The 20,969-nt window shown below is 37.1% G+C and carries 17 protein-coding genes; 1 reads left to right on the plus strand and 16 read right to left on the minus strand.

What is annotated here, in order from left to right; genetic code table 11:
• Window positions 1-203 precede the first annotated feature (203 nt).
• Window positions 204-734 carry a DUF5067 domain-containing protein gene (locus IGK86_RS09250; RefSeq protein ID WP_016617224.1) on the plus strand — a complete coding sequence of 177 codons (531 nt, stop codon included), beginning with the start codon at window positions 204-206 and terminating at the stop codon, window positions 732-734.
• A gap of 32 nt (window positions 735-766) precedes the next feature.
• On the opposite strand, the gene IGK86_RS09255 is transcribed toward IGK86_RS09250, so the two are convergent.
• The 16 genes from IGK86_RS09255 to IGK86_RS09330 form a co-directional block, all read right to left on the minus strand.
• Window positions 767-1,732 carry a LacI family DNA-binding transcriptional regulator gene (locus IGK86_RS09255; RefSeq protein WP_002363772.1) on the minus strand — a complete coding sequence of 322 codons (966 nt, stop codon included), beginning with the start codon at window positions 1,730-1,732 and terminating at the stop codon, window positions 767-769.
• A 15-nt stretch (window positions 1,733-1,747) separates the two neighbouring features.
• Complete coding sequence (locus IGK86_RS09260) at window positions 1,748-5,023, minus strand: GH36-type glycosyl hydrolase domain-containing protein (protein ID WP_016617223.1); 3,276 nt, start codon at window positions 5,021-5,023, stop codon at window positions 1,748-1,750.
• A gap of 17 nt (window positions 5,024-5,040) precedes the next feature.
• Window positions 5,041-7,191, minus strand: a complete 2,151-nt coding sequence (locus IGK86_RS09265; protein ID WP_010707661.1) for a glycoside hydrolase family 3 N-terminal domain-containing protein — start codon at window positions 7,189-7,191, stop codon at window positions 5,041-5,043.
• Between the two features lie 4 nt (window positions 7,192-7,195).
• Entirely contained in the window at window positions 7,196-7,960 is a 765-nt protein-coding gene (locus IGK86_RS09270) for an endonuclease/exonuclease/phosphatase family protein (protein WP_002377753.1), read from the minus strand.
• Window positions 7,941-8,858 carry an acetylxylan esterase gene (locus IGK86_RS09275; RefSeq protein ID WP_002382200.1) on the minus strand — a complete coding sequence of 306 codons (918 nt, stop codon included), beginning with the start codon at window positions 8,856-8,858 and terminating at the stop codon, window positions 7,941-7,943. Before IGK86_RS09275 ends, IGK86_RS09270 begins: the two co-directional genes overlap by 20 nt.
• Complete coding sequence (locus tag IGK86_RS09280; protein ID WP_010713489.1) at window positions 8,851-9,444, minus strand: DUF624 domain-containing protein; 594 nt, start codon at window positions 9,442-9,444, stop codon at window positions 8,851-8,853. Before IGK86_RS09280 ends, IGK86_RS09275 begins: the two co-directional genes overlap by 8 nt.
• 56 nt (window positions 9,445-9,500) lie before the next feature.
• Entirely contained in the window at window positions 9,501-11,099 is a 1,599-nt protein-coding gene (locus tag IGK86_RS09285; RefSeq protein WP_016617221.1) for an ABC transporter solute-binding protein, read from the minus strand.
• Window positions 11,100-11,116: 17 nt separating this feature from the next.
• A complete protein-coding gene (locus tag IGK86_RS09290; RefSeq protein ID WP_002357901.1) occupies window positions 11,117-11,998 on the minus strand; it encodes a carbohydrate ABC transporter permease in 882 nt (293 codons plus the stop codon).
• A gap of 14 nt (window positions 11,999-12,012) precedes the next feature.
• Window positions 12,013-12,924 (minus strand): ABC transporter permease, encoded by a 912-nt coding sequence (locus tag IGK86_RS09295; RefSeq protein ID WP_002382199.1) that lies wholly within the window; start codon window positions 12,922-12,924, stop codon window positions 12,013-12,015.
• A gap of 291 nt (window positions 12,925-13,215) precedes the next feature.
• Window positions 13,216-14,106 carry a metallophosphoesterase gene (locus tag IGK86_RS09300; protein ID WP_016617220.1) on the minus strand — a complete coding sequence of 297 codons (891 nt, stop codon included), beginning with the start codon at window positions 14,104-14,106 and terminating at the stop codon, window positions 13,216-13,218.
• A 257-nt stretch (window positions 14,107-14,363) separates the two neighbouring features.
• Window positions 14,364-15,038 carry an AP endonuclease gene (locus tag IGK86_RS09305; protein ID WP_016617219.1) on the minus strand — a complete coding sequence of 225 codons (675 nt, stop codon included), beginning with the start codon at window positions 15,036-15,038 and terminating at the stop codon, window positions 14,364-14,366.
• Window positions 14,989-16,479 carry a helix-turn-helix domain-containing protein gene (locus tag IGK86_RS09310; protein ID WP_016617218.1) on the minus strand — a complete coding sequence of 497 codons (1,491 nt, stop codon included), beginning with the start codon at window positions 16,477-16,479 and terminating at the stop codon, window positions 14,989-14,991. The genes IGK86_RS09305 and IGK86_RS09310 overlap by 50 nt, the downstream gene beginning before the upstream one ends.
• Window positions 16,480-16,890: 411 nt before the next feature.
• Complete coding sequence (locus tag IGK86_RS09315; protein ID WP_438742364.1) at window positions 16,891-18,147, minus strand: NAD(P)H-dependent oxidoreductase; 1,257 nt, start codon at window positions 18,145-18,147, stop codon at window positions 16,891-16,893.
• A gap of 18 nt (window positions 18,148-18,165) precedes the next feature.
• The gene (locus tag IGK86_RS09320) at window positions 18,166-18,774 is read right to left on the minus strand and encodes an NADPH-dependent FMN reductase (protein WP_002357907.1); all 609 of its coding nucleotides are present in this window, start codon (window positions 18,772-18,774) and stop codon (window positions 18,166-18,168) included.
• A 26-nt stretch (window positions 18,775-18,800) separates the two neighbouring features.
• The gene (locus tag IGK86_RS09325; protein ID WP_438742367.1) at window positions 18,801-19,736 is read right to left on the minus strand and encodes an FAD:protein FMN transferase; all 936 of its coding nucleotides are present in this window, start codon (window positions 19,734-19,736) and stop codon (window positions 18,801-18,803) included.
• A 219-nt stretch (window positions 19,737-19,955) separates the two neighbouring features.
• A complete protein-coding gene (locus IGK86_RS09330; protein ID WP_002385979.1) occupies window positions 19,956-20,846 on the minus strand; it encodes a helix-turn-helix domain-containing protein in 891 nt (296 codons plus the stop codon).
• Window positions 20,847-20,969: the final 123 nt, after the last annotated feature.

Consider the following 20,969-nt stretch of genomic DNA (forward strand, 5'->3'; position numbering starts at 1 on the left):
GTTAGAAATGTTTTTCTGTTAGTTAAAAATATTTTTCAAATTATATTTCCAAACATGAATTTTGATAAAAGTATTGCTATTTACTAGAACTACGATTAAAATATTGCTTGTAGCACTCTTTTTAATATAGATACAAGCAATTTGTTTTTTACATAGTCAATCAACCAAAGTGAGGACTTTATATGAGGAAACCCTACATTTTAATGAGCTTACTCGTTCTAAGTACCTTATTAAGTGCTTGTTCAACTGTAAGTGGCAGCCCAGCAAGTCAAAGTGCGCCCGCACCTGATGAAGTGTTGGCGACAAGTATTGGGACGTATGAAAATCGAACATTGTTGGTTCCAGATGGTCGTTTAGCCTTAACTGCCTTGCATAAAGGAAAAGATTATCAAGGCAAACCAATGTTTTATGTCCTGTTTGAATTAACCAATACAACCGAAAAAACACAAAATATTCAGCTAATGATTCAAAGTTTTATGGAAGTTAGTCAAACTGTCCACGGAAAAGCCCAAAATTTACAATATGCAGTCTTAACAGATTCACCTTTCCAAGACAAATTAGATCGTTTAGCAGATGAAATCACTCCTGGTGAAACAATCCAAGGCGCTTACCCGTATGAATTTATTAATGAGAACAAGCCGGTCCATTTTAAATTTAGAGATCGCCTTCTCAGTCTGGATGAACCCATTGCATCAGAAGAAATTACCATTACAGAAAAAAGTTTGGTCCGCTAGCTTAGCTAGCATTGGACCAAACTTTTTATTTATTATTCAGACGGAAAAGATTCTCCTTCTATAAAACGTGTGTAAATGTGTTCGCTCTCAGCAGCTTCTCCCCGCATTAAATGAATAATTTTCTCTGCAGCCACCATGCCCCATCGATGTTTAGAATAGGCAATTGTTGCTAATCGCGGTTGCACAAACGCACCTAGTTCAGAATTATCAAAACCAATAATCCGAATGTCTTTCCCCATTTGGTAATTTGTTTCTGCAACATATTTATAGACACCGATCGCCATTTCATCATTAAAAGCAAAAACATCGACTGGTTCTGTCTGTGGTTGACTCAAAATTTTTTTAGCAGCCGCATAGCCAGAAGGTTCGGTAAAATCGCCTTGGATAATTTCATAAGGTATCCCAAAACGAGTTAATTCTCGTGTACTAACAGCCAATCTTTCTTGGCTATCATAACCTTTTTCTGGTCCAGAAAGCAGAAGAACTTTTTTTGAACCCACATTGACAAATTGCTCAATTGCCTGCGTGGCACCGCCACGATTATCCAAGAGAACTTGCCGAATATTCCTATGCTCAGTGGTTCGATCAAGGACAACGATTGAATGGCCTCGTTCAGCAAACTTTTCAATTTCTTTTGTTGGAAATGTCCAATCTAAAATAATTGCCCCATCCACCATTTTTTCAGGAATGAAAAGATGTGACTTTTTACCGCTGCAGACAATCATCTCATAATCAAACAGTGCTAAGCCTTTCTTAATTCCCTCCAACAATTCACCATAAAAACTACCGCCATAATCGGCCAAATAGACACCAATAATATTGGTTTGACGACGTTTTAATGTGCGAGCGGCCATGTTAGGAACATAGTTTAGCTCTTCAGCAATTGCTTGGATGCGCGTTCGTGTTTCTTCAGTTACCTTTGAACTCCCATTCAATGCGTAAGAAACGGTCGAGATTGATACGCCTGCTTTTTTTGCAATATCTTTAATTCCTACCATGGACTACTCTCCTTTCTAATGGTAAATTTCAATAACACTTGCTTCATTTAATAATGAAAGCACCTCGTCTTTTTGAACTTCCATTCCCCCTTCTCGATAAGGGTTTTCTTCAAACTTAAACGGAACCTCTTGACCATCAATAACTATTTTCGCTGACTGATTTGGATAAAATTTATATGTGACAGGTTTATCAAACAATTGGTAAGTTAGTGCTAAACCAGACAATTTTTCTGGTAACACGGGATCGAAAACCACACTTTGGGCCTTTTGCCGAATCCCTAAAACAGCTGTAATTAATTGATTTAAATAAATTCCCGGCCCGCTTGAATAAATTCGCCAGCCACCTTTTACCCCAATACTTCCATCTTTTAGTTTACCAAAATTTTCTTGTGATTCATACCTTGTTTTAAAATCGCCATCGGAACTACTAAAATAGGCATTGGCTTGGCGTAACTCTGCATTGTGAACCACTTCTTTTAATTGAACTGGATTGATTTGCATTAATGCTTGCCAGGTTTTGTCTCGCTGACCAATTTTCGCCATCGCTTCTGTATAGCGAATGTGCGCATGAACATACTGTAAACCAATTTCGCGACCAAAATTAGCCGCCTGTTCTGCTCGTTTAAAATTAGTGCTCACACCGCCTCGATAGTTCGCTGGTTTGTTCATTAAGCGCACGCCATCAGGAAACGTTAATTCTTTTTCAATAATTTCTAAATGATGACTTACTTGTTCCGGTGTTAATAATTCAGCTAACATACTACGAGTCATTGGCAATAATCGATATTGAATCCCTGTTTTTTGGTCATTTGGGTGAATCATTTGTTCAAAAGTTTCTGGCGTTTCCATATAAATAAACCCTGGAATCGTTTCATCCGCCAACATATATTTTTGAAAATCGTTCTTTATTCCTGCGACTAAAATTGCTAAGTGCTGACTATAAGTAGCATCGATTTCCGTAATTAAAGCCGCAAATTTTTTCAACACTTGATACGTTAAGGCAACGGTCCAACTACTAGCCATTTGATTTTTAAGACGATTATCGTAAGGTTGTAACGTGTCATCCCAATCGCCGTCGCCATAACAAGATAGAAAAGTTTCTGGTAAAAAATGTTGTTCAATATAATTTATTTCTTTTTTCAAATGTTCAAATAAAGATGCTGTTTCTTTTGTTTTGTGATTATCTTTGCGACTTGTATAAGGGATTTCCGTAGCTAAGATTGAATAATCTGCGGTTTGTTCCAAATAATCAGTCACTACTTTCAATGGCCAGACGATAATATCGCCATGGCTTTCACTGGCTTTTTGTTCTTCGTATCGGTCAAACATAAACCATTGCGGCCAGTTGCCATCGTCCTCAAATTGATTTTCAAATAGATGCTGAATAATGGAGGCCACGATCTTAGGCTGTTGCGTCGCAAAGAAAAATTCTGTCGGTCCTTGCGACACATCTCGTGTGCCCCAAGCTGCTCCACCATACTGTTCTAAGCCATGTGGCGACAAATAATGAACGAGCATATTATGAGTATACCAACGAGTTAATTGATTCATTTGCTGCACACTTGAGTCTGTGTGTGTTAACTCAAAATGATGTAACAAGCCATTAATGAATGCCAAATATTGACTTTCTGCTTTTTCAAAATCTAATGGTGTATTGACTAATGATTGGTCCTCTATACTGCCCGTAATAAGTAGTGAAAATTTTTGGGTCTTTTCGATTGCCAAGACTAATAATTCTGCTTCAGCTCCACCAAATAATGTGCTATCGGTTACTTGAAATGATTTATCAACTGTCAATGCATAGGTTAGTTCTGGGTAATAATTTTCTGTGGCAGAATGATTTCCCGTCACTCGAAGCGTTTTGCCAGTTTGTTCTAATTGATAGGTTGGTACTTCTTCCGGTCCTAATAACAAATGGTTAGAAACAGCCCACATATATGCATCCTTTTGACTGGTCACTTCCAATTGAATCACTCTTGAATCAGGCGAAGTGAAGGTGCGTACACGAATTGTATCCTTTGGCAACTTATAATACCACGTAGCAGAGTTCAACCCCATTTCAAAAGCAGAAGGCATTGTTAGTAAGCGCCATAAGCCATTCTCTAAAATGTAGATTCGTTGACCAGAGCGTTTCATAACGTTTAAAGCGTTTCGGCTATTACTCATTAATTTGTTCATGGTCGTATTTCCTAAAACTACTTGTGAATTGAAAATGCCATACATATACACTGTCGTACTAAGCAAAGGTTCGTCAACCGTTAAGCCTTTACCACTTAATAAAATGTGGCCATGCGCTCTTTCCATGGCAATTTCTTTTTCTTGAAGAACAACATGATGGTAATTTTCCGTGAAAAAGGAATACGTCTGACCTGCTACTTTTTCAATTTGTGTCTGAAGGGGATAAAGTGCAGCCAACTCTTCTTCTGTTAATGGATTTCCTGTGATAGGTTCTCCTAAAAGTTTCGGAGGATAGTCCTGTGTTCCTTCTAATGAATCGAATGTCACAGTTTCATAAATAGCTTGTAAGGCTTCTTTCGATAAAAAAGGTTCAGCTAATGCTTGCGGATGTGTTTCTGTTACCGCACCATAAAAAACAAATTCCTTACTTTCATTCGTTAATTGGACGGCTTCCGTTTGTAAAGCGGTGTAAGCAAATTCATATTGATAGACTTCATTTGCTAAATATCTTTTTCCCAATGCTTCTGGTGTGTTTGTTTGTTTAAATGAACGTCCGAAAAATTGATAGCCGTCCGTTGAGTAGCCTGCTAATTTTTGAAAACTCCCTTGAATAAGGGCTGGAAACTTCTCATTTTGCGGTTGATTTTGTCTTGATAAAACAACAAGCTCTTCGCCCTCTTGCCAAATGTGATGATCAAGATACTGCGACACATACGCTTCATTTGATTGAACAGCTCCTTTTGTCGCTAAGCCAATATCTTGACCATAAACAATATCTACTAAGCCAGTTCCAGTGACATTAACCCGCCAGAACCATTGATTGCTTGGCCCCAAACGAAAGTCAACTTGGTAACGAACCGCTTCAAATTCACCCCGCCATGTCAATTGATTATCTGAAAGATAAAAATCACTTTGACTGTTGGAACCAATCATTGGTCGATAATTAATTGTGTCCCCTGTAATTATCCGCAAATAGAGTTGGTTCATACTGCCGTCTAAAGGATTGCCTTCTAATTGATTAATCATCATGCCACAGCTATTCAATTCTTTTAAATCACCTGTCTCTAGAAATGTAGCGACTGTGTCTGCTTGCTTAAGCTTCTTTATCTGCATAACTTATCCTTCCCATCTTATTCATTTAACGTGACTGTTGTGGTTTGTACATCGCGACTATTTCCACCAATCATTACGATAAATTCACCTGCATCACTGGTTACCTGATTATCTGAATGAACATAGCGCACCATATCCTCTGAAAGAAGAAACTGAACTTCTTTTTCTTCCTTTGGTTCCAGCCAAACTTTTTGGAAATCTTTTAACTCTTTAATTGGGCGAACCACTTGTCCCACCAAATCACGTACATAAAATTGCACGGTTTCCTCTCCAGCGATTGGACTGTCATTTCTTACTAAAACAGAGACCGTGATTGGTTGTTCTTTGGTAAATGTTAATGCACTTAGTTGAATTGGTTGATAAGAGAAATGACTATAACTTAAGCCAAATCCAAAGGGATATTTAGCGTAATTAGAGACATCTAAATATTTAGAAACATATTTTTCTTCTGGTGCTGACTCATAAGGACGCCCAGTATTGTCGACATTGTAAAAAATTGGCACTTGACCAACCGTTTCTGGAAACGACATACTTAAACGACCACTTGGATTGTACTGTCCCCACAAAATTTCTGCTAGCGCATTGCCCCCTTCTGTTCCAGGTTGCCAAGCTTGCACAATTCCTTTTGCAACATCTATCCCTTGTAAATCTAAGGGCCGGCCACTGTAGACCGTGACAACAACATTGGGATTTTTCTCAATAATTTGTGCCACTACTGCTAATTGTTTTTCGGGTAGACGAATATCACTGCGACTGGCAGCTTCCCCACTCATCCAATCTGTTTCGCCTAGTGCCACTACTACTTTATCTGCTTGACTAGCTAACGTTAGAGCCTCTTCAATGGCCGCCGCGGTCGGTTCAAAGTAATCAAAGGGTTCTTGGGCAACTAGAAGATTTGTGGTTAATTTTTTGGCCCCAGCCATGAGGGAAATGGCTTCTTCTTTCTTTCCTTGCCATGACCAAGCCCCTAAAATATCTTGTGATTGGGCCCCTGGGCCGACAAGCGCGATTTTTTCTTGCGGTGTAAAAGGCAAAATATTTTCATTTTTTAAAAGAACCATTGATTTTTGAGCAATCTTTTTAGCTATTTCTCGATGTTCTTTGCTTAAAATCACTTCTGCTTCCGCTTGTTCATCCGCACCACGATAGGGATTTTCAAATAGGCCTAGCTCATTTTTTAGTTTTAAAATTCGCATAACTGCTTCATCAATAAGTGTTTCAGCAATCCGGCCTTCTTCAAGTAATTCTTTTAAATAATCTGGATAACACGTGGTCATCATTTCAATATCTACACCAGCTTTGATAGCCAATTCTGCTGCCTGTTTTTCATCTTTGGCAACGCCATGAGGAATTAATTCTTTAATCGCTCCCCAGTCTGAAATCACAACTCCTTCAAAGCCAAATTCATTTCGTAATACGTCTCTAAACAGCCATTGGTTGCCTGTAGCAGGAATCCCATCCACTGTATTGAAGGACGTCATGACAAGTTTTGCACCCGCATCTAATCCAGCTTTATAGCCAGGTAAATACATTTCTCTTAGCTGCCGTTCAGACATATCTACCGTATTATAATCCCGACCAGCTAAGGCACCACCATATGCCGCAAAGTGCTTCACGCACGCGGCTACTCGCCAATTGTCCTCTTTTAAATTTTCTCCTTGGTAACCTCTAACCATTGCAGCAGCTAAGCGGCTGTTGAGTAATGGATCTTCACCTGTTGACTCCATGACACGTCCCCAACGTGGATCGCGCACTAAATCAACCATTGGCGAAAAGGTTACATGTAATCCTGAAACAGCAGCTTCTTTTGCTGAAATCTCCGCCATTTTTTCAACCGCTGCTTCATCCCAAGTGCTTCCTAAAGCCAAAGGAATCGGAAAGATGGTTCTGAAACCATGAATAATATCCGCCATTAAAAGTGTTGGAATATTTAATCGATGATTTTGCATATATTCTTTTTGAACACGTTTTGCTTCATTTGCACCGGAAACACCCAATGTTGTCCCCGCCGTATCAATCGTTTCTTGACTTAGTCCTAGCTCTGACATAGGGCCGGTCTTTTCTTCTGCTTTATCTGAATAAAACGCTGCTGCTAATTGTAATAATTGATTAATTTTCTCATCAATTGTCATTTCTTCGACTAATTGAATCAGTTGATTTTCTTTCATACTCTCACCTTTCTTCAATACATACTTCTGCTTCTAAAGGAAAATGGTCGGAGGGAAAACGTCCATCGATACTATCTGTTAAACTTGCGGTTTGCTGTACTTGCCAACCTTTTACATAAATATAATCAATTTCTTCTAATTCCGCCCAAGGTTTTGTGTAAGTAAAATTTTGAAATGTTCCTCTTGGGCCATAATGAGTAGCTAAATTTTTGCTATCTTGAAATTTTTTTTGAACAAGTTGATGCACCGCTTCCCCCGACTCTGCATTAAAATCGCCCATTAATAAAGTTGGATACTGTGCAATTTTGTCATGTAACTCCTCTAAGATAACGGTCATTCCTGCTAAACGAGCATGAGCTGAAATATGATCCAAATGAACATTGATGACTAAAAAAGGCGTATTTTGAGTCGTTTCCTTAAATAGTCCCCACAAAGCAATTCTTGGACAGCCAGCTTCAGGATGGATACTTGGCTGCTGAGGTGTTTCAGATAACCAAAAATACCCTGTATCAATAGCCTGAACTTTTTGTTCGTTATAGAGAATCGCTAGTCCTTCTCCTTGACCATCCCCTTCTCTTTCCGCAGAAAGACAGGTGAATGTTGTATACGCCTTTAAATCCCTGACTTGATTCGGTCGTACTTCTTGAATACAACAAAGGCTCCAATCATGAAAATTGATTAACTGACAAACAGCCTCTTTACGAAAAGACCATTGCCAATCTTGGTCATACTCTGTATCTACCCGGACATTATACGTAGCTATTTTCATTTTTAACCTCCTGCAATAGTTGTTGAATTTGACGCATTTCACGACGGATCTGGGTTGTTTCACCGCCACCATGACCTTTTTTCCAATATACTCTGACTGCTTTTCTTGCCTTTATCTGATGATAAGAAGGGAAAAAATCTTTCATCGGACATATCGGATCGTGACTCCCAACAGAAGCAAAGACTGGATTTTTAATTTGCGAAACAAAGTGACGACTATCAAAATAAGGAAGAACCGCGGCAATTTTTTCATGCGCTTGAGGATGCTCTTGTAAGTACTGATGAATAATTTGATACGAACCCGTTCCTTCTGCTACTCTATTTTCTAAACAAGAATGACTTGGAACATCTGCAAAAGTAGCTAAAATCGGGAAGTCGACTAAACTGTTCACCATTAACACTACGCCACCCCCTTGGGAACCACCACGAAGAATGATTTGGTCCTGATTAATTTCAGTAAAGGTCCGCACCACTTCTACGCTACGTAAATGGTCGGCAAACAAGCGGCGTTGGTACCAATCTTCTTTGTCTAGAAATCCTCGTCCCATTGGTGCTTCATGCCAAATTGTTTGATATGGCACACGATCTTTGGTTAATCCCCCTTGACCTCGATTATCAATGACAAAACAAGCACAACCAATTTGTGTCCAATGAGCAAATTGCCAAGGTTCTTGAATATGATTCATATAGCCTAAACAGTCAATCACTATTGGCTGCTTCCCCGCCGTTTTAGGAAGTAACAAATAGCCAAAGATGCGCTCACCTAGGAAACTTAAAAAGTCGACCTGTTCCACTTGAACATTTTCCAATGGATAGTCAATGACCCGCCGATGGATATCTAGCGGTATTTTTTGAAGTTCTTCCTTGGTCTTTTGCCAAAACTCAAAATACTCATTCATGTTCCACACCTAACACTTTCTGAAAAAACGCAACTTGAAGAAAAGCCGTTGTCCCGAATCCTAACGCAATATATAAAAACAAATTAAGCTTATAGAAAAAAACAAACGTTAAAAGAGGTAAAATAAACAAAATAATCGCATTGGCACTATTACTTAAGACCACATAAACCGTCTCACTTAGTGTCTTTTTAACGGACCAATTAAAAACGGAAAAGAGAAAAAGAAAACTCGTCAAAAATAATGCAACAAAACTTAATAGAAAAATAGCTAAGAAACCTAAACTAGTGGCTATTTTAAATAAACTTGTTACGACAATACCGCCCAGTAAAAAAGCAACGAACAAGACACCTGTTAAAATAAAACCTCGCATGATGTTATTTTTTAATGCTGTCCAAAACGTTCGCAAAACAGGAATATCTTTTTCACGATACAAACGATAGATCGTTCGATACAACGCAATTAAGCCGACACCGCTAAAGATGCCTGTTATACAGGTAATTAAAAAGAGAAAATTAATAATGATCAAGTTGGCAATAAAAGAAAAAATCCGATAATACCAACCTTCATATGCAAATAGCTTATTCATATTAAAAGAGAAAAGCGGATTTCTCGTTGCTTTATCCGCTTTTCTCTCCTCCTCTCTTACTTAAGTTTGTCTCTGTTTTCCGCCATTTTCTCAGATTTTATTTTTTCAATTGCATCCCATTTATTTGATTTTAAGAATGCTTTGTAGTCTTCTAAAGATTTGTCAAAGGCTTTATCATCTTTCGCACGAATCATTGAAATAACGGTTGTATTTAGTTTGGTTTCAATCGCTTCATTCGCCCGAGCTTCCGGCGTTCCTGCATCTGGATTAATATTTTCAATTACGAAATGTGGGACTAATTTTCCTTTGCCCCATTCTTGCATTTGCGTTAAAGCACTTTCCATTGGCACTTTTAGTTTATTAACACGGTCATTGTTAAAGTATAGGAAACGACTAATGCCATATTTTTTGTTGTAGGCATCATTGTCTGTTTGTTCTAATTTTTTCACTTCTGGTAAATAATCAATTTTTCCTTGATCATTGTACGCATAAGTAACTCCTTCAACGCCATATTTTGTTAAAATTTGTCCCGGTTCATCAATTAAATATGTGAACAGTTGAGTGACTTTCGCTGGATCTTTCGCATCTTTCGTAATGTAATTACTTAACCAACCTGAAATGCCGGTTTGATTTAATGTTGGTTTTCGGCCAGAAGTGCTACTTGGTCCATCAATGGCTATATAACGTGTGCCAGATTTTTTCATAAATTCTGTGAAGTTCCCACCTTGACCACTGGTTCCAGCAACGAGCATGGTTGCATAATTTCCTTGTTTCACTTTTTCATCAAACGTCGCTCCATCATCTGTGAAGCTATCATCACTAATATTTCCTGCTCGGTAAACATCATTAAATGTTTTTAACCATTCTAAGTATTCTTTATCTAAATTTCGATCATAGTATTTACCATTTTTATCCTCTAAAGGAACACCTAAGAAGTCTTGTAATTTGTCTAAAAATGGTCCTGCACCATCGCCCACTGTGGTGAAGCCCATTGGGGTCATCTCAGGATATTTTTCTTTAATCTGTTGCATGACTTTTTCAAAATTTTCTGGTGTTGAAACGTCTGGCTTGCCTAATGCATTATAGACATCTTCACGAATAACAAAATTATCATTTACTGGGATATTTCCACTTTCATAATCCGCTTTTGTATTAGAGTAATTAGGGTAACCATATGTTTTTCCATCCTCTAAGGCATACCATTTAAACGTATCTTGGTTAACAACTTTCATTAAATAGGGGTCATATTTTTTAGCTAAATCGTTTAAAGAATAGGCCCAAGAATCTGCTTTCAATGCTGCTTGTCCAGTTTTTTCAGTTAATGTCACGATATCAGGCATATCTCCACTTGAAATCATGGCATTTAATTTTGAATCATCGCCGGAAATAAATTCAATATCCACATTTAAGTCTTTTTTAATCTGCGCAGTGGTCACGTCTTTTCCAAAAGGCAGTGCCGTCCAATCTGAGTTAATATACCATTTAATCTTGGTCGGTTCTTTCTTCTTATCTAACTTCCAAGCAGGCGTCTTTTCATCTAATTCATACCGATTCTTAATTGAGACATCTGAGCTAGCTTTCTTTTCCCCTCCGCTACAGGCCGCTAAACTAACGACCGCCGTTGCCACCAATAAACCGCCTAAAACTTTTTTCATATTGTTCCCTACTTTCTTTATTCTTTTACTGCACCGGCCATCATACCGCCGATAAAGTGTTTTTGTAGTAATGGATAAATGATTAAAATTGGTATCGTTGTAATGACAATTGTTGCCAGCTGAACACCACGTGTCGTTGCCTGCACCACCATATCTGTACTGCCGCTCTCTGTCATGGTACTCAAGTTTGATTGAACAATAATTTCATAAATTTTCATCTGCAATGGATACAAATATTCTTTGGTAATGTATAATTTCGTGGTCATAAAGTCATTCCATTGACCAACCCCATTAAATAAAATAATGGTGGCTAATGCCGGTTTTGTTAAAGGTAAAAAGATTTTATAAAAAATTTGAAACTCACTGGCGCCGTCTATTTTGGCGGATTCTTCTAAAGATGGTGGAATTTCTCGGAAAAAGTTCATTAAGATAACTACATCATAATAGCTAAATAAAGCTGGAATGATATATACCCAGAAGGTATCTAAGAGTCCTAATGACTTAATCAAAAGATACGTGGGAATCATGCCCCCACCAAAGTACATTGTAATAACACCCATCGTTGTATAAATGTTACGCCCGACTAGTCTAGATTTACTAAGTCCATAGGCAACAATCGCACAGAACAGTGTATGCGTCGACGCACCGATGACTGTTTTTAAAACAGAAATCAAAAACGCTCGCGGAATGCTACTATCCGAAAAAACTTTCCGATAATTTTCTAGCGTAAATCCTTTCGGCCATAAAACCAAGCCTTTACCGGCTAAACCCGAACTTGACGAAACTGAGGAAACTAAAATATTCCAAATTGGCACGATAATTAATAAAGAAAACAACACAAGAATTAACGTATTGAAAAAGTAAAACCATTTGTTTTCTTTTGATTTTCTTTTAATCACAGCTGTTGCCTCCTTTATAAAATAACCGACCGACCATTGTTCATTTTTCTAGTAATGCGATCTGTAATGACTAATAAAACAATTGAAATAACAGAAATCCCTAAACCAACTGCCGTCGCATAAGAAAAGTCCCCTTGCGTTAGCCCCATACGATAAACAAATGAATTAATTACTTCTGATTTGTTTTGGTTTTGAGCATTCATTAAAACCAACGTTTGATCTAAGTTCGATCCCAATAAACCGCTAACATTTAGAATTAAGTTCAACGAAATAATCGGTGCTAATAAGGGCAAAGTAATCGTTCGGATTTGTGTTAATTTTGAAGCACCATCAATTCTCGCCGCTTCATAAAACGTTGGATCAATACGAGACATGCCAGCAAGATAGAGAATCGTGCCCCAACCTACTTCTTTCCACAAATCAGAAAGAACAGCAATCCACCAATACTTATCAGGATCTAACAAATGATTGACGCCCTGATTCATTAAGCCTAACGACATCATGACTTGGTTGATAAAGCCATTTGTTGAAAGCCACGAAATCAACATCCCGCCTAAAACGATCCAAGAAAAAAAGTGCGGAATATAAGAAATCGTCTGAATCACTTTTTTTAAATGTCCATCTCTCATTTCAAAAATCATTACCGCTAAGATAATCGGAATAGCGAATCCTAAAAAAAGTTTCATTAAACTAATCGCTAAGGTATTACGAACTGCTTCCCAAAAAAAACTATCTTCCATAATGATTCGAAAATTTTCAAGTCCAACCCATGGTGCAGAAGAAACCGTATCAACAATCGTATAATTTTTAAAAGCAATGATAATTCCATAAATTGGAATGTAGTTAAAGACAATCATGAATGCTACACCCGGAAGTACCATCCAATGCAATTGCCGCTGATCATAAAACTTTTTTAGTTTTTTCATAAGCAGGGTTCCTTTCTTTTTAGTGAAACGTTTCTACAAACAGATTATACATTCACTTCGAACGGTTGTAAACCCTTACATTATGGTTTTATTTAAAAATAACAGCATTAAAAAGCGCTATAGACCATTTACAAAGAAATTATTTCCCCTACTTCTTTTTCCATAAAAATACTCTTTTCTAGATATTTTAAAGCATTTTATAGAAACGTTTCACCAAAATATGAACATCTTTTTCTTAAAAATAATTCTGTTAAATAACAGAAAAAAGTCTGGTCGGATTGACCAGACTTTTTAAATATAGATAGTAAAATGTGTAATTTCAGGGATCACCCCAAAACGGGCATGAATGGCGGTCGTTCCTAGGCCTGTATTAACATATAGTTGCGTTTCTTGGTCCAACTGATACAATCCTCTGGTATACTTTTCTGCTAAAACATTTGTGATTGGATAAAAAGGAATCCAAATTTGTCCGCCATGGCTATGTCCTGCTAAAACTAACTGTGTACCCGTACCAACAAATGCATCCGCGACATCTGGTTCATGGGTCATTAATAACGCATAGTCATACGTTTCTCGATAGGATAATGTTTCTGAAACGGAAGGATTTCCTAATAACGAGTCATCTAAACCACCAATAAAAAGACGGCGTCCATCTGCTAAGGTTACTGTTTCTCCTTGGTTTTTCATAACGGTAAAGCCACTGGCCTCCATGACTTCATCATACACCGCAGAAGCACCGCCACCGTAATCATGATTTCCCCAAACTGCATATTTTCCAATTGTCGCTTGCAACTGTTTTAATTTTTCAATCATCGGTTCTTTTTGTTGCGGATTTTTGGCATAATTGTCAAATAAATCACCTGTAAAAACGATAATATCTGGTTTTTCACGATTGACTTTTTTTATGACTTTATCTAACCGCTTCGTCTCATAAAATTCTGAAACTTGTATATCCGAAAGTTGCACAACATTTAATGGTTCTCGTTGATTTTTCTTTCCCAAAGTCACCTGATTAACGTGAACTAAATTCGGCTCAATCTTCCACGCATAGATTGGGAGTGCGATAATTAAGAAAAAAAATAAGAGCATTATACTTAAACCAATTTTTTTAACCACATCACTCGCTCCTTTCTTTTCTCTGATTTCCGAAGACTTAGTATAGAGAAAAATCTTCTTAACCACAATCTAAAACAAAGGAAATTAAGGCTTTGTTAAACAACCTAAAGAATTTCCACAATCTCTTATCCTTTTCTTAGCTTTTTTATAAAAAAAGCTAGATAATTTCATCTGTCGATGAAATTATCTAGCTAGAACATTCTTCTCTTAATGATGATGTTTTCGAAACGTTTGATAACCAATTAAGCAAAATAAAATCCCCAATAAAATCATTCCAGTTACTGAAAATAAGCCTGCTAACATCTTTCGCATCCTCTCTGTCGCTAAACTTCCTTATTTGTAGTCACTATTTCTTGTTGTAAAATTGGTTGAAATAGACGACGTTCTGCTAATTTTCTTGCTAAAATTGCTTCACTTTTTTTCGTAAAGATACCTAAGTTATGGCGCTTGCCTTTCAAAGAGATATAAGCCAGCCATTTCCCAGAAGCGGTCTGGCTCACTCCTTTGTGTCCACTGCTATTATTTTTGGGGCGTTTACTTTGTAACTTCCCTGGAATTACGCCAGCAACTCTTTGTCGGTAATCCTTCTTTTTACGATGACCGCAACTTTTGGTATGGCCATTCAACAAATTTTCACAGCGAACCCAGCAAGATTGTCCGCACGAACACAGACAATACGCTTTCATTGTCTGTTGAATACTTTCAATCCGTACCACGACTAATTCATGATAGTTTTTTTTCAACATTGTTTGATAGCGATGGTGAGCACATTTCGTTCGATACCCACGAATTAGTTGTCTTCTTGAAGCTTCTGCATAGCTCCCACAAGAACAGCGACAGGCCCAAACAATCAGCCCTTCTTTTCTTTTTGCCGTTGGTGCTACTACTGTCAACTCACCAAACTTTTGACCAGTTAAATCTTTATAGTTACCTGCTTGTCTCAATTGACTATCCTTCGTATTCTTGTTCTCGCCACATCTCGATTGGGTCTCTCCCATAGTGCTCATTTTTCTGAGTCTCTCCCTTTCTTAGTTCTCTGACTACCTCAGCAAATACTTGCCAATCTTTTGTTTCCGGCAAATGACGCCATGTCAATTGACGACACCGTACTTTCGAACTATAAAAATCGGACAAATACAAATCGGTTTCTAAGGTTAATTTGTGATCAATCATGACATCCATATAATTGAAAGAAGCAATAATTTTTGCAATAAAGCGGTTATAATCCTCCCCACCAGAAAAATCAACAAATACATGAATCGTTTTTTCAATTGCGCAAAAAGACCGATCATTTAACAAACAAAACATAAAATCATAATATAGATGCACGCGTTCATACATTAAAAATCGTTTTTGATACAGCGACTCTGTCTTTTGTATAAAACCATCTAAGGCGCGATGAATTTGAGGAAACCGCTCTTCAAAGAAACTGCTCTGCTTGGCGGGAATAAATGCAGCCACCGAAAAGTATAGGCGGTCCCAGCGATAACAAATCAACTTTAATTTTTCTTTTGTTTCCACCGTAATTCGCTTTTCAAAGAAAGGAATAACACTATTCATATGATCAATAAATTCGTCTAACATGGTTAACTTATCTGGAAAAACAATCGGACTATCAATGTATTCATTTAAACTTAAAAAAAGAAAAATATATGAAGTCTCTTTGCCAAAATCCTCTTTAAAAAGAGGGGTTTCGCTTGTATAAATTTTTTCAAATGCGTGCTGTAAACAGCTAGGCACATGAACTTCCGTAAAAGAGTCCACTACATGATCAGAAAATACACGAAAACGTTGGATCGTTAAAAGAATAAATAGTTGTGCGCTTTGATTAAGACTAAACGTTCTTTGATACATCAGTTGTAAATCGTTTATAAATCGTTTAATGCCAGGACTATTTTCCAGCAAAATGTTAGGCAGCCTTTCTTGATTACTTCCATAAAAATAATACAAGCATTGAAAACAAAAACTTCGGATATTTTTCTCTTCTCCAACCAAGCCTGTTGACTTTAATTTAATATGCCAATTAGCTAAAATCAGATTTAGTTTATACGAGAAGGCATAAATTTTGCTTTTGCTCATAAAATGAATTTGAGAAAATTCTTGAATCGTGTGCTTTTGATAGAGGCCCACATCAAGAAGCAACTTGGCCATTAGTGATTGATCAAAATAATATTTTCTTAAGGCTTGATAATCAATTTGCGATAATTTTTGCGCACTAATCAGTCCTTTAGCTGGAAAAAGAATTTGACTCCTTGAAGAAATCTGTGTACATTCATAATTTATTTGACGGCACAACGATTCTAACTTTTGAGTGGATAAATCAAAATATCCATAAAATTCTTCTTTTAATAATGGACCTTCACTATTCATAAAAGTTTGATAAATAAGTAATTTATCTCGGAATTCTTGGTCTAATAATTCATCTAACAAAGTAGTCACATTTTCAACTCCAAACTATCACGCCTTAAGTATCTATTTTTTTAACAAGACGTGAGTGTCAATCTTGCTTATTTTTTCCACAAATTTAAAAATGATTCTTTCAATATTTAGGAATCTTCATAGAAAAGTATTATTTTAACCAAAAAAAGCCCCCTTGCGTCACCAAGGAGGCTTTTTTTGTTATTTTTTTACTTTAAATTTAAAGAAAAGCTGATTTGTTTGACTAATTTTCTGTTTCTTTTCTAGCCTATTCGTCAAAAATGATTGAAACTTTTGGTTCGTCTTCTATACTATCTTCCTATAAAGTTCTTACTCTTTTAAGTATCAGCTTCTGTCAATAAAAGTCCTCATTTGGCATTGCTAATCTGAATACAGTATGACTACTTGTTGCCGCTATTTTTTGCTGTTATTTTACTCTTTAATTGAAGCGCTAGAAACGCTGTCAACTGTTGGCTTTTCGGTCGCTGACTCTTCTTCATGGACTGATGCACTTGAGACACTATCTGCCGTTTCTGGCGCTTCTTTTTTGGAGACACCACTGACTGCATCGACGTTTTTTCCACCGACTAATTCTTGCCCTGTTTGTTTTAAATACCAATCAACAATTGGTTTAAAGTCTAAAATATACTCATTAATTCCCGCGTAATTTCCATTATCATCATACATCGCTTGATAGTTATGCACTACATAGGTATCTGGTCCGTGCATTGGAACATGAACGCGAATAGCCTCTGTTTTTCCTGACCGTAATTGTTGAATCACCCATTCTACATTTTTCAATGCTTTTGGCGGATGGCAATTCGCTAATGGATTACCAACTTGTCCTGGTTGCCGTTTAGCAAACATTTCTTCAGCAGCCATTTTTTTATTGTAATATAAAAATTGATTGTTACTGTCTGCATAAGTCAATTCCATTGGCATTGATTTTAAGAAATAATTTAGCTGATCTACGGTTAAAATGCCTCGATCTAATTTTACATATGTGTCGCCTTCCACAGCCTGAACCGCTTCTGCTGCTTGTTCTACCCAATCATCTGCTGCCATATCAACCCCTTCGATCGTTGTTTCAATGGTTCCTTTTGCATGTAAATCCTCAGGTAAGTCTTTTGGCTTAGCTCCTTCTAATTTTGAAATCACATCAATGAATTCCACGAATTTTTGTAATGTGCTTTCTAAAAATTGACGTGTTCCCTCCGCAATTAAGTTGCCGTTTTCATCAAATGCTTCTTTAGCTTTCCCTAATAAAAACTCGTTCCCAGGCATCACGATTGCATTGACACCAGGTGCATCAAGAATTTGACGGAGATGTAATTGCGCACGCGAGGTTCCTTGATCATAATAAGAGCAACCAACAATCATTACTGGTTTATTTTCCAGCGGATGAATTTTGAATGATAACCATTCTAACACACTTTTCAAACCGGCAGGAATGGTATGGTTATGTTCGGGCGTCGCAATAATTACGCCGTCTGCTTGTAAAATTTTGCGATTCATATTCTGAATCAAGACACTGTTCGTTTGATCCTTACTTTGATTAAACATTGGAATATCTTTAATTTCTAAAATTTCCAAGTCGAACATTTTATAAAACTCTTTGCCAATATATTGCAGTAGTAACCGATTATAAGAAGAATCAGCGTTTGATCCGACGATCCCAATTAATTTCATTTTATTCACTCCATTTCGTTAAATCGTTTCCCATGAGAAATTTTCTGCTTCTTTTTTATTTTGCGCATGCGCATGTTTCAGCTGTTCTGTAATTTCAATAAATACACAAAAATCTGCAAACAAACCAGCTAGTTTATCTATTTGTTCTGAATCTTTTAACGCATTGTTTTCATCAAAAGCTTGTAAGGAATGCGCTAATAGAAATTCAGAGCTTGGCATAATTCGTGCTTTCAATTCAGGAGCATCTAAAATTTGACGCAGATGCGCTTGTGCTCTAGAGGAACCTAACGTGCCATAGGATGCACCAGTAATCATAACTGGTTTATCAACAAACGGAAAAATCCCGTAAGATAACCAACTTAGGGCATTCATCAAAGAAGCCGGCACCGCATGGTCATATTCAGGCGTACTGATAATGACGCCATCTGCTGCTTCAATTTTTTCAGCAACCGTTTTAACTATTTCTGGCAAAACTTTGTCTTCTGGCTTGTTAAACATAGGAAAGTCAACAATTTCAACTAGTTCAATGTCAGCCTCCTGCGCAAAATAGTGTTGCATAAATTGCAAAAGTTGACGATTGGTTGATTGCTCTGAGTTCGTTCCTACTAAGCCGATAATTTTTTTCATAATGAGCTGTCCTTTCTTTTTCGGTTCTATGAATGGATAATGTGAAGAGTATCTGCTAACCCGCTGCTATATAAAATTTGCTGGTCTTGTGTAATGATGACTCCTTCAATCCCATCTAGTTGATTGAGGATTTCAAGCGCTTCTGGAATTGGATAACCAAATAAACGCGTTGTCCAAATCTCACCATCCACTGAAGCATCCGAGATAATTGTGATGCTGGCCATTTCAGTTTCCAATGGGTATCCGGTTGTCGGATCCAACAAATGGTGATAGACTCGCCCAGCTTCGGTTAAACTTCTTTCATAAATGCCCGACGTCACAACCGATTGATTAACCACTTCGACAAGTAAGCTGATTGTTTCTCTGGATTCTTGCGGATTGCGAATACCAATTCGCCATTTTTTGTTTTGATGCGTAGAGGGCCCCAACGTCACAATATTGCCGCCCAGATTAATCAAAGCAGACGTCACATGGACTTCTTTCAAATAGGCAATTAGTAAATCAGCGATATAGCCCTTTGCTAAAGCCCCCAGATCTAATTTCATTCCTTCTTCTTCCAAAAAAACCGTTTGTTTTAATGGATTTAAGTGAATCTTTTCTGGATTAATTTTTTTCAAACAGGCTTTAATTTCCTCTTCTGACGGGACACGGGCATCTTTAAAACCGATTCGCCACGTTTGAACTAGTGGGCCAATGGTAACATTCAAATGACTAGCTGGATCACAACTATGCTTTTTCCCTAATGCAATTAATTGATACAACTCTGGATGAACGCTGACTGGTTTTTGCCCAGCTTGTTGATTGACAGCCATCAGTTCCGAAGTTGAATCATTTGCACTAAAGCGTTGTTCATAAGTGATCAATCGTTGATGCACTTCTTCTAGAATTTTTTCAGGTTCTTCATGGTCTACAAATACATCTATTACTGTGCCCATCAAATAAATAGTTTGACTTTGTTGCACCTCAAGACTTCCTCTCCACGAAAGATTGTGTTTTATTTCACATTTATTCACAAATGAATCATACGCCTTTATTTGATGCCAGTCAAGTCGTTTATATATTTTTTTATATAAAATAACGACCTTAAAATTTTCATTTAAGGTCGTAACGTGTCTTTAACTCTTTTAAAAAACGCTTTTTTTATTATATTTTTAAAATAAATATATAATTTTCTATATAAACTAATTCTCCTTAGATAAAATTGTTTCTTTCAATGTTTGAATTGCTTCCAACAAGATGCGGTTTTTATTGATTTTTGCATACGCGCGGGCATCTTGTAGTAGTTCTAAAATTTGCTCTTGCGGCTTTTCTTCAGCTAAGGCATTTTTCGCAAGTTGGAAAGCTGCTCTTGCCAAATAATACGTGACGTGATTATCAGAACAGATGGAAATCGCATACTCTAACAAAGCATCACTTGTTTCTAAATCGCCTTTTTCTGCATAAAAAACACCACAGTGAAAGACAACATTTAATACTCGCCAAGTATCTTCCATTGATTGAATAGTATAGAGATAAATTTCCTTGAAGACCTTATTGAAATAAAATTCGGCTTTCTCAATTTCGCCTTCTTTGGCATAGGCCATGCCAATTCCAGTAAAAGCTAACAAACGGTAAATATCGCTCGTGTATTTTTGCTCTTCAAACAGAAGTTTTTCAAAGGTAAATAAGCAATCCATCAACGAAGCATTTTGAAAAATCATGACAAAGCCTTGTAAATAATAATATTCTAATAACAGTTGGGAATCTTTGATTTCATCAAAAGGAATATTTTTTAAAATTGTTTGCAATTGGTCATGTTCGCTGGTAATCAAGAAGAATTCTGCTTCTTCCATTTTTTCAAGAATTTCAGGTTGTTTAATCCCTACGCGCGGGAAGAGTTCCCCCAAAGGTAGCTCTAAACGATTACATAGTTGGATTAATATTTTTAAAGTTGGGACTTGACCATTCTTTTCAAAGCGACTAACCGTAACTTGCGTACAAATCCCTTTAGCCAATTCACTTTGCGACAAACCACGTGCTTTGCGTTTTTCTATAAACCGTTGTATATTCATTGCTTTTCCTCTCATTCTCATCTTCTCAAACTTACTATAATACAACTTACCTTAAAAATATATATAGAAAAAGAAAAATGTTTATAACAAAAAAGAACACAGACAACTCTTTCATTAAAAGTTTGTCTGCGCTCTATTAGAACC

The sequence above is a fragment of the Enterococcus sp. DIV1206 genome (genome assembly GCF_051712485.1).
GTDB lineage: Bacteria > Bacillota > Bacilli > Lactobacillales > Enterococcaceae > Enterococcus > Enterococcus faecalis.